The sequence below is a fragment of the Mesorhizobium sp. M5C.F.Ca.IN.020.32.2.1 genome (genome assembly GCF_004023105.1).
Taxonomy (GTDB): domain Bacteria; phylum Pseudomonadota; class Alphaproteobacteria; order Rhizobiales; family Rhizobiaceae; genus Mesorhizobium; species Mesorhizobium wenxiniae.
This window is the reverse complement of record NZ_RZSX01000113.1, coordinates 1-10,592: the sequence shown is the minus strand read 5'-3', so window position 1 is coordinate 10,592 and position 10,592 is coordinate 1. Positions and strand designations below refer to the sequence as shown.

Below are 10,592 nucleotides of genomic sequence, written 5' to 3'. Positions count from 1 at the left end.
AAATCCGCTGTGGACAGCTTGTTTCGTCCTTGGCTTGTGGCCGCCCGCCACCCTAGAAGGCACGCGCTCTGCATCTTCCGTGCAACGCGATGAACTCTTTGTCTCACTCGCGCGACACATCGCCGATACAGAAACTGCCTAGAAGCGCGAAATCGTCGAAATTTTGAGACGTATTTCCGTTTCAACCCATTGGTAACCCGCCTCGTGCACAGATGAAGAGAGCTCAACAAGAGATGACGTCCGTGAAAGCAGCGCTTCTGTCCTTTGTCATGTTGTCAGCCATAGTGTTGTGCGGCTTCGGCACTTATGCCGGCGACGCAGCCAACAACCACAACGCCGTCGATGGCTACGGCGTCACCGCCGCGCTTCGCTAAAACACAGACTTGAAGCGCGACGCGCTTTAGGCCCTCTCACCTGACACCACCAGGATACGCTTGTCCGCGCCGTCGACGACGAGCGCGCTGAGGTTTCCCGTCTGGTAGGCGAGCGTGTCGATATTGACGCGGTTGACCATCACCTCCGCCTCCGGAACCGGCGTGTGGCCATGCACCACGATCTTCGGATGCAGGCCCGAATGATTGTGGAAGACATCGCGGATCCAGATCAGGTCCTGCGTGCTCTGACTTTCCAGCGCAATGCCTGGCCGGATGCCGGCATGGCAAAAGAAGAAGTCGCCAAACGTCAGTGAAAACGCTAGCGACTGCAGGAAGTCGACATGGCTTTTCGGCACGGCCTCGACCAGCGCCGCATGGCCTTGCCGCAATGCCGCCTCGGACCTGCCAAACCACGCACCGCCGCCTTCATTGAGCACCACGCCATAGGACTGCGCGGTCTGGATGCCGCCATAGCGCATGAAAAGCCCGTCCGCATCGGGTGCGTCGAGGAAGTCGAGGAAGCCGATGTCGTGGTTGCCGGCGAGCATCAGGTGGCGCGGGTCGCGTTTTCGCACTTCGATCAGGAAATCGATGACGCCCTTGGAGTCCGGGCCGCGGTCCACATAGTCGCCGAGATGGATGACACGCCAGTCGGCCGGCCGCGCCTGGCGGATCTCGGCCGCAATCCGGCGGTACATGGCGACGAGCAGGTCGAGCCGGCCATGCACGTCGCCGACCGCATAGATGCGCATGCCTTCCGGTCCGCGCGCGTCGAGAAAGTGGATGCCGGGGGCAATCAATGCGTCCATCTCCGTGATCATGCCGTCACGGGAGTCTAACGCCGAAGCTGATCCTTGCCCATGTCGGTTACCAGACGCTTTCCGCACAGTGCCAGCGTTATGTCCATCTCCTTGCGGATGATTTCCAAGGCTTTGGTGACCCCATCCTTGCCGAGCGCGCCAAGGCCGTAAAGGAAAGGCCGGCCGATATAGGTGCCCTTGGCGCCAAGACACAGCGCCTTTAGCACGTCCTGGCCCGAGCGGATGCCGCCATCCATATGCACCTCGATCGTGTCACCGACAGCGTCGGCGATCTCTTCCAGCACCTCGATCGACGACGGCGCACCGTCGAGCTGGCGCCCGCCATGATTGGAGACGATGATCGCGTCGGCGCCGGTCTTGGCCGCCATCAGCGCGTCTTCCTTGTCGAGGATGCCTTTCAGGATCAGCTTGCCGCCCCAGCGTTCCTTGATCCAGGCAACGTCCTTCCACGACAGATGCGGATCGAATTGCTCCGTCGTCCACGACGAGAGCGAGGTGAGGTCGCCGACGCCCCTGGCGTGGCCGACGATGTTGCGGAAGGTCCGGCGCTGGGTACCGGCCATGCCGATGCACCAGCCCGGCCTGGTCGCCATCTGCCAGATGTGTTTCGGCGTGAAGCGCGGCGGCGCCGACAGCCCGTTGCGGATATCCTTATGGCGCTGGCCGAGGATCTGCAGGTCGAGCGTCAGCATCAGCGCCGAGCATTTCGCCGCCTTCGCCCTGTCGATGAGATTGAGAACGAAATCCTTGTCGCGCAGCACATAGAGCTGGAACCAGAACGGCTTCTTGGTCACCGATGCGACATCCTCGATCGAGCAGATGCTCATCGTCGAAAGCGTGAACGGCACGCCGAATTCCTCCGCCGCCTGCGCCGCCAGCATCTCGCCGTCGGGGTGCTGCATGCCGGTCATACCGGTCGGCGCCAGCGCCACCGGCATCGCCACCTTCTCACCGATCATGGTCGATTCCAGCGACCGGTTGCTCATGTCGACCAGCACGCGCTGGCGGAACTTGATCTTTTGGAAATCCTCCTCGTTGGCCCGGTAGGTGCTTTCGGTCCATCCACCTGAATCGGCATAGTCGAAGAACATCTTCGGCACGCGGCGGCGCGCCAGGTCCTTGAGATCGGCGATGGTGAGGATCATGCTCATGGGCTTCCCGCTGATTGTTCGCTAATTCGTCGTTGTTGATTTTTCTTAGCCGGCGCTCATGAGCGTTTTCTTGCCGGCTCGCTGTCGCCGGCCTCTGAGCGCTGCATCAGCCTCAGCCGCGACACACGTTGCCAGTCGCCGCTGCGCTCGGCCTCGGCCATGGTGCGTTCGACATGGGTGATGTGGTCCATCGCCGCCTGCCGTGCGGCCGCCGGATCGCCGGCCTTGACCGCCGCGTAGATCGCCCGGTGCTGCGAAAGCAGCGCTTCGCGCGCGCCCGGCACGTTGAACACCAAGAGCCGGTTCTGGAAGACGCCCTCCGACAGCAGCCGGTAGCACGAGCGCAGCGTGTGCAGGAGGATGATGTTGTGCGCGCATTCGCAGATCGCGTGGTGGAACTCGACGTCGATTTCCGCCTCGTCGTCGAAGTTGCCGGTCCGGTGCGCCTCGTCCATGCGTGCCATGATGCGGTCGAGCAGCGCCAGGTCGTCCGACGTGGCGCGCCGCGCCGCATACTCGGCCGCCACCGCTTCGATCTCGCGGCGGTATTCCAGATAGTCGGTCGCCGCCTTGCGGTGCATGGAGATCAGGTCCGTCACCGGCTTGGTGAACAGCTGCCCGATGACGTCGGCGACATGGGTGCCGCCGCCGGGCCGCGTCGTCAAAAGCCCTCGCCCCTCCAGCGCCTTCAGCGCATCGCGCAGGATCGGCCGCGACACCTCGAACTGCCGTGCCAGCTCGCGCTCGCCCGGCAGCCTGTCGCCGGTGCGCAGAACGCCTTCGAGGATCAGGCTCTCGATCTGCTGCACCACCTCGTCGGCGGTGCGGGGATGCTCGATCCGGGAGAAAATATCGCTCAACGGGGATGGCCTGGGGATTGAACCGGTGTCGCGCAGGATAAAGCCAGTGTCGCCAACTGGTCAAATTATTTATCCAATTCGTCGGTTTGGCCGGGTCCTACGTCGTCGCGGCATATCGATTTCGGCTAACTTGTCGTTTGCGTCCCCCGGCAATTGGCTCTAGAGGGACGCGATTGCACCAGGCCCGGGGGGACCAGCCGTGGCAGATGACCCGTCCAATCTCAAATTTCAGCCGCGCGTCGAGGGCAGCGTCATGGGCTTTCCCGCGCATCAGGGACGGCCTGGCGCGCTCGGCGAGGTTCACGCCCGTCCGCATCCGCTGGTCGAGAAACCGCGCGTGCTGGTGCAGCTTTCCTTCATGACCGATGCTGGGTCCGGCGTCGACCAGGCCGTGCTTTCCGAATTGTCGCGGCGGCTCGGCATCGCCGCGCCCGACCCTCATGCACGCCACCACGCGATGAAGTGGGGCAAGGGCTCGCTGCGCTGGGAACGGCACACGGAATTCTCCACCTATCTGTGGGAAGGACCGCTCTCCGAGGGCGGCCAGCGCCAGGAAGATTCGCCTTTCGGCCACGGGTTTTCGCCGCCGGGAACGGTGATTTCCGGCATCAGGCTCGAAATCCGCAAATGGACGCAGGCGAGCGAAGAGCTGATCGCCAGCTTCGACCCGACCAGCCTGTGCTATTCGCTGGTCGAGCGCGGCAACGCCGCCATCGTCACCGATTTCCGCCAGGACGGTGACGGCATGACCCGCATGCTGGTGCTCGACCGCGGCCTGACGCCGGCACGCACCGGCGCGCTGGCGCAGCGGCTGATCGATATCGAAACCTACCGCACGCTGGCCATGCTTGGCCTGCCGCTGGCGCTGATGCAGTCCGGTCGCGCGCGCCGCATCGAAGACAGGCTGGCGCAGACCACACTGGAAATGAAAGTCGCCAAAACCCGCGACAGCCAGACGCTGCTTGCCGACCTGACCGAGCTCGCCGCCGAGCTGGAGGCCGATGCAGCCTCCAGCCTCTATCGCTTCGGCGCCAGCCGCGCCTATGACGGCATCGTCCGCGAACGGCTGGAGGCGCTGGAGGAGGAGGCGGTGCCCGGCTACGACACCTGGGGCGGGTTCCTGCAGCGTCGCGTCGCCCCCGCCATGCGCACCTGCCGTTCGGTCGAGGAGCGTCAGGCCAATCTGTCGACGAAGCTCACCCGCGCCACCACGCTGCTGCGCACCTGGGTCGACGTCGACGTCGAGAAGCAGAACCGCGATCTGCTGGCGTCGATGAACAACCGCGCCCGCCTCCAACTGCGCCTGCAGCAGACGGTGGAAGGGCTCTCGGTCGCCGCCGTCTCCTACTACGTCGTCGGCCTCATCGGCTACGTCGCCAAGGGCGCCTCGATCTTCGGCCATACCTTCGCGCCCGAGGTCGTCACCGCCGCCTCGGTGCCGCTCGCCATCCTGCTGGTCTGGTGGGGCGTGCGCCGTGTGCGCCGCTTGCACTCCGAACCCGCCAAGCAAGCGGGCGAGTAGGCCATCTCCCCCCTGAAGGTCCCTCGACGGGGAGAAAGTCAGCGCGTCCCTCTCGCCCCCGCTCCCTTCGTTCGCCGCCCTCCTCGCAAGCCGCTGCGGAAGGCCGTGCCGGTGTCGACGCTCGATTTCGGCCAAAGCAGGATTTGCAACAGACGCCTGCCGCTGGTAAAAGATTTTTACCAGTGGATCGAAGGAGACTGTCGATGTCCGGCCTGTTGATGCCGAAGCCAGACGACGCCACGATGCGCCGGCGCGACGAGATCGTCGCCGATATGCGCATCATCGTGCCGGGCGAAGGCGTCGTCGACGCTGCCAATTCGATGCGTGCGTTCGAGAGCGACGGCCTCACCGCCTATCGGCAATTGCCGCTGGTCGTGGTGCTGCCCGAAACGGTGGCGCAGGTCTCGCGCGTGCTGAAATATTGCAACGACCGCAACATCCGCGTCGTGCCGCGCGGCTCCGGCACCTCGCTGTCCGGCGGCGCGCTGCCGCTCGAAGATGCCGTGCTGCTGGTGATGAGCAGGTTCAACCACATTCTCGAGATCGATTTTCCCAACCGCATCGTCGTCGCCCAGCCGGGCGTCACCAATCTCGGCATCACCACCGCCGTCGAGCAGGAGGGCTTTTACTACGCCCCCGATCCATCCTCCCAGATCGCCTGCTCGATCGGCGGCAATGTCGCGGAGAATTCCGGCGGCGTGCATTGCCTGAAGTACGGTCTTACCGCCAACAACGTGCTCGGTATCGAGATGGTGCTGATGAACGGCGAGGTGGTGCGGCTCGGCGGCAAGCATCTCGACTCGGAAGGCTACGACCTGCTCGGGGTCATGACCGGTTCCGAAGGGCTTCTCGGCGTCGTCACCGAGGTCACTGTGCGCATCCTGAAGAAGCCGGAGACGGCGCGCGCGCTGCTGATCGGCTTCCCGACCAGCGAGCAGGGTGGCCAATGCGTCGCCGACATCATCGGCGCCGGCATCATCCCGGGAGGCATGGAGATGATGGACCGCCCAGCGATCCACGCGGCCGAGGATTTCGTCCATGCCGGCTATCCCTTGGATGTCGAGGCGCTGCTGATCGTCGAGCTCGACGGGCCGGGCGTCGAGGTCGATCACCTGATCGGCCTTGTCGAAGCCAGCGCCTATAGGAACGGCTCGACCACATGCCGCATCTCGCAGTCGGAGCAGGAGAGGCTAAGCTTCTGGGCCGGCCGCAAAGCTGCCTTTCCGGCGGTCGGCCGCATCTCGCCCGACTACTACTGCATGGACGGCACCATCCCGCGCAAGGAACTGCCGCGCGTGCTGCACGGGATGCGCGAACTGTCGGAGAAATACGGCCTCGGAGTCGCCAATGTCTTCCATGCCGGCGACGGGAACCTGCATCCGCTGATCCTTTATGACGCCAATGTGCCGGGCGAGCTCGACAAGGCGGAAAGTTTCGGCGCCGACATCCTGCGGCTCTGCGTCAAAGTCGGCGGCGTGCTGACCGGCGAGCACGGGGTGGGGGTGGAGAAGCGCGACCTGATGCCAGAAATGTTCAACCAGATCGACCTCGACCAGCAGATGCGGGTCAAATGCGCTTTCGATCCCAACCATCTGCTCAACCCGGGCAAGGTGTTTCCCCAGTTGCGCCGCTGCGCCGAGCTCGGACGCATGCACGTGCATCGCGGGCAGACAGCGTTTCCGGACATTCCGAGGTTTTGATGATGGGATCTCAGAACGGGGGTTCCTCGCCCCCGCGAAGCGGGGGAGAGGTAGCTAGGGCAAAGCCCGAGACGGAGAGGGGGTCTGCGGCCGACGTGCCAAGTCGCCGCTCGCCTGAAAGGATCGCGCGTGCTCGTGAGCTTCGGCATGGCGACAATCCGATGGAAGCAACCCTGTGGAACGAACTGAAAGCCAAAAGGCTTGGCGGATATAAATTCGTGCGACAGATGCCGATCGGGCCGTATTTCGCCGACTTCGCTGCCGAAGCGAAAAGCTGGTCGTTGAACTGGACGGAAGTCACCATGCCGAGAGTTCCTATGACAGACGACGCGACGAATTCATGCGTGGCGAAGGGTTCTCGGTAGTGCGGTTCTGGAACGTCGACGTACTCAAGAGCCGGACAAGCGTTTGCGAGACCATTCTTGCGGCGCTGGAAGGGCGGTTGGCCGAAGACGTGATCGCCTCGGACCTGAGGTTCGTTTTTGCGGCCAAAAAGATTGGAGGTGGCGTTCTATGATTGCCCCCTCTCCGTCTCGGGCTTCGCCCGAGCCACCTCTCCCCCGCGTTGCGGGAGCGAGGAACCAGAGATAGCCATGACCACCTTCACTCCCTCCACCGCAGCCGAAACCCTCTCCACCGTTGCCTGGGCCGCCGCCGAAGACTCGCCGCTCGAAATCCTCGGCCATGGTTCCAAGCGCGGTATCGGCCGTCCTCTGCAGACCGAGCATACGCTCGACCTGTCGAAACTGTCCGGGGTGACGCTCTACGAGCCGGCCGAACTGGTGCTGTCGGCCAAAGCCGGCACGCCGCTCGCCGACATCGAAAGCCTGCTTGCCGAAAACGGCCAGCAGCTGGCCTTCGAGCCGCTGGATTATGGCCCGCTGCTCGGCGGTGAGTTAGGGCGAGGCACGATTGGCGGCGTGCTGGCTGCGAACCTTTGCGGCCCGCGCCGGCTGAAGGCGGGGGCGGCGCGCGACCATATTCTCGGCGTAGCGGCGGTTTCCGGTCGCGGCGAGGCCTTCAAGTCCGGCGGCCGCGTCGTCAAGAACGTCACCGGCTACGACCTGTCGAAACTCATGGCCAACAGCTGGGGCACGCTTGCCGTCCTCACCGACGTCACCTTCAAGGTGCTGCCATCAGCCGAGACCGAAGTCACGCTCGCTCTGCGCGGCCTGCTCGACGATCATGCCGCCGCCGCCATGGCGCTGGCGCTCGGCTCCAGCGCCGAAGTGTCGAGTGCGGCCCATCTTCCCGAACGCGTCGCCGCGCGGGTCGCCGGCGGCAGCCTCGGCAATGCCGCGGCGACATTGCTGCGCGTCGAGGGGTTCGGCCCGTCGGTCGCCTACCGCATCGCCGCGCTGAAAGACCTGCTCGGAAATGCCGGCCCGCTCGAGGAGATTTCGGGCGATATCTCGCATACCGTCTGGCGCGACATCAGAGATTGCGCGCCGTTTGCCGAGGGCCTGGAAAAGCCGGTGTGGCGCGTGTCGATGGCGCCGGCGCAAGGTCACCAGATGGTGCTGGCGCTGCGCATGCAGGCGGCGGCCGATGCCTTCTATGACTGGCAGGGCGGACTGATCTGGCTGCGCATGGAGCATGGCGATCCCGAAGCCGATCTTCTGCGCGGCCTGGTGAGACAGTATGGCGGCGGCCATGCGACACTGGTGCGCGCGGCGCCTTCGCATCGCGCCGCTGTGCCGGTGTTTGAGCCGCAGGCGCCGCAACTGGCAGCGTTGTCGGCGCGGCTCAAAGCCGAATTCGATCCTAAGAATATCCTCAATCCCGGCCGTATGGCGCCGGCTGCAAGCTCTGCTACTCTTGGCACGGCAACCGAGGGAGCAGCATTATGAGCGACATCAATCCAGGCCCTACCGATTCAGGTAAACCCGCGCCGCGCCAGACCGACCGCTGGCTGGAGCCGGGTTCGACCAACGCGCTGGTCATCTACATCCTCTATCTCGCCAGCCTCGTCATCGGCGTCACCGGTATTGTCGGCATCGTGCTGGCCTATATCAACCGCGGCAAAGCAGGCGGCTTCGTCGAGAGCCACTATACATTCCTGATCCGCACCTTCTGGATCGGTCTGCTTTATGCGCTGATCTCGGTTGTGCTGATGATGGTGGCGATAGGCGTCGTGCTGATGTTCGCCGTCGCCGTCTGGTTCATTGCCCGCTGCATTCTCGGCCTGCAGGCGCTGCAGCGCGGCGAGCCGGTCAAAGACCCGGAAAGCTGGTTCTTGGGATTATAGGATTTTTGCGTGCAGACCAATTTTTCGCTTGCCCAGCTTGCCGATCCGCATGTCGCGGAATCGGAGAAGATCCTGCGCAAATGCGTGCATTGCGGCTTCTGCACGGCCACCTGCCCGACCTATGTGACGCTTGGCAACGAGTTGGATTCGCCGCGCGGGCGGATCTACCTGATCAAGGACATGCTGGAGAACGGTCGCCCCGCTGACAAGCAGATCGTCACCCATATCGACCGCTGCCTGTCTTGCCTCGCCTGCATGACAACCTGCCCGTCGGGCGTCAATTACATGCATCTGGTCGACCACGCCCGCGTCCATATCGAGGAGACCTACAGGCGCTCGCCGCTCGATCGGCTGACGCGCGCCATGCTGGCCTTTGTCCTGCCTTATCCCTCGCGCTTTCGCGCTGCGCTCAAGCTGGCGAGGCTCGCGCGGCCATTCGCCGGTCTGTTCGAAAAGATCCCGGCGCTGAAGCCGCTGGGCGCGATGCTCAAGCTTGCCCCGGCGTCGGTTCCTGCGGCCTCGCCAATGGCTTCGCCGGGCATCCATGCCGGCCAGGGCGCAGCAAAAAACGGCCGCGTCGCCATTCTCACCGGCTGCGCACAATCCGTGCTCGATCCCGGCATCAACGACACGACGATCGCGCTGCTGACGCGGTTGGGCGTCGAGGTCGTGGTTCCCGAGGGTGAGGGCTGCTGCGGCGCGCTGGTGCATCACATGGGCCGCGAGGGGGCAGCGCTTGCCTCGGCCAGGCGCAATGTCGACGCCTGGACGCGCGCCATCGATCAGGGCGGGCTGGATGCCATCGTCATCACCGCGTCGGGCTGTGGCACCACCGTCAAGGACTACGGCTTCATGCTGCGCCTCGATCCGGCCTATGCCGACAAGGCGGCGCGCGTGTCGGCGCTGGCCAAGGACATCACGGAATATCTGGTGGGTCTCGACCTGCCCGAGCCGGTCCGCAAGCCCGGCACCATCGTTGCCTATCACTCTGCCTGCTCGATGCAGCACGGCCAGAAGATCACCCGCCAGCCCAAGGAGCTTTTGGCCAAAGCCGGCTTCATCGTGCGCGAGCCGCGCGAGGGGCATCTGTGCTGCGGCTCGGCCGGCACTTACAACATCCTGCAATCCGAGATTTCGGTTCAGCTGCGTGATCGCAAGGTCAGGAATATCGAGGCGACAGGTGCTGAAATCGTCGCCACCGGCAATATCGGCTGCATCACCCAGATTGCGTCAGCGGCGAAGCTGCCGGTGGTGCACACGGTAAAACTGCTCGACTGGGCCTATGGTGGCGAACCACCAAGAATGAGTTGATTGCGGCCCACCTACTAATGAGAATGCAGAAGTGCTCGATTCAGAGTCCGAAGAGATTGAAACCATCGTACGGTTGCTATCGGACGGGTCGCGTACGACGATCCAGGCCCGCTATAGCGAATGCGAGACAATCATCGCTCTGCATCTCGAGGACGGGTCCGAATTCCTATTTGCGCTGATAAAGGCAGCAGTCGAAGCCAACGTTCACCGGACCAATCTGATTGACGACGTAATTTCGTTTCTCGACGACACGCACTTGGCCCGTCTGGCATTTTTCCTGCAAGGAGAAGTGAAACGGGGAATAGATGTCGAGGATCTGCTTGCTCACGTCGCCTTGCAGGCGCCGGAATTGTTGCCAGCCAGCACCTTGGGCGACATTCCCGATTTCGCAGACTGGCTGACGCATGACGATCCTCATTCGCCGCCCGCGTGCCATCACTTCATCTTTGAGGAGGGCGCTCCGAGCGACATGTCTTTTCCGACGCATCGCAACCATCCCACCTGGCACCTGCCGGAGGCAGGACCGTCACTTGCAGTTGGCGGCGAGGGGATGGCCACCTGTCCGGCTTGCGGCAACAGGCTGGTGCATCTGGTCACCTTGAACG

Annotated in this window: 10 protein-coding genes and 1 pseudogene; 8 read left to right on the top strand and 3 right to left on the bottom strand. The window is 63.9% G+C overall.

Annotation, left to right across the window (positions count from 1 at the left end):
• Positions 1 to 233 precede the first annotated feature (233 nt).
• Entirely contained in the window at positions 234 to 374 is a 141-nt protein-coding gene (locus tag EOA86_RS39320) for a hypothetical protein (RefSeq protein WP_091595274.1), read from the top strand.
• Positions 375 to 400: 26 nt separating this feature from the next.
• Here EOA86_RS39320 and EOA86_RS08375 read toward each other — a convergent pair whose 3' ends face one another.
• From EOA86_RS08375 to EOA86_RS08365, 3 genes are read right to left on the bottom strand one after another with little or no spacing between them, the layout of a single operon-like run.
• Entirely contained in the window at positions 401 to 1,174 is a 774-nt protein-coding gene (locus tag EOA86_RS08375) for a metallophosphoesterase (RefSeq protein WP_095519373.1), read from the bottom strand.
• A 35-nt stretch (positions 1,175 to 1,209) separates the two neighbouring features.
• Positions 1,210 to 2,346, bottom strand: a complete 1,137-nt coding sequence (locus EOA86_RS08370) for an alpha-hydroxy acid oxidase (RefSeq protein ID WP_128341205.1) — start codon at positions 2,344 to 2,346, stop codon at positions 1,210 to 1,212.
• Positions 2,347 to 2,402: 56 nt separating this feature from the next.
• On the bottom strand, positions 2,403 to 3,206 hold the full coding sequence (locus EOA86_RS08365; RefSeq protein WP_128341204.1) for an FCD domain-containing protein: 804 nt from the start codon (positions 3,204 to 3,206) through the stop codon (positions 2,403 to 2,405).
• Positions 3,207 to 3,405: 199 nt separating this feature from the next.
• Between EOA86_RS08365 and EOA86_RS08360 the strand changes: the two genes are divergently transcribed.
• From EOA86_RS08360 to EOA86_RS08330, 7 genes and pseudogenes are all read left to right on the top strand, one after another.
• Positions 3,406 to 4,728 carry a DUF3422 family protein gene (locus EOA86_RS08360; protein WP_128341203.1) on the top strand — a complete coding sequence of 441 codons (1,323 nt, stop codon included), beginning with the start codon at positions 3,406 to 3,408 and terminating at the stop codon, positions 4,726 to 4,728.
• 203 nt (positions 4,729 to 4,931) lie between these two features.
• A complete protein-coding gene (locus EOA86_RS08355) occupies positions 4,932 to 6,428 on the top strand; it encodes an FAD-linked oxidase C-terminal domain-containing protein (RefSeq protein WP_128341202.1) in 1,497 nt (498 codons plus the stop codon).
• A gap of 2 nt (positions 6,429 to 6,430) precedes the next feature.
• Positions 6,431 to 6,945 (top strand): annotated as a pseudogene (locus tag EOA86_RS08350) (DUF559 domain-containing protein).
• 76 nt (positions 6,946 to 7,021) lie between these two features.
• A complete protein-coding gene (locus EOA86_RS08345) occupies positions 7,022 to 8,278 on the top strand; it encodes an FAD-binding protein (RefSeq protein ID WP_128341201.1) in 1,257 nt (418 codons plus the stop codon).
• A complete protein-coding gene (locus EOA86_RS08340; protein ID WP_128341200.1) occupies positions 8,275 to 8,676 on the top strand; it encodes a DUF4870 domain-containing protein in 402 nt (133 codons plus the stop codon). Before EOA86_RS08345 ends, EOA86_RS08340 begins: the two co-directional genes overlap by 4 nt.
• Before the next feature lie 9 nt (positions 8,677 to 8,685).
• Positions 8,686 to 9,987: a glycolate oxidase subunit GlcF gene (gene glcF, locus EOA86_RS08335; protein WP_128341199.1), complete on the top strand. Its 1,302-nt coding sequence runs from the start codon at positions 8,686 to 8,688 to the stop codon at positions 9,985 to 9,987.
• Positions 9,988 to 10,018: 31 nt separating this feature from the next.
• Positions 10,019 to 10,592 (top strand): hypothetical protein (locus tag EOA86_RS08330; protein WP_164891624.1); only part of this gene is annotated, 574 nt, incomplete at its 3' end.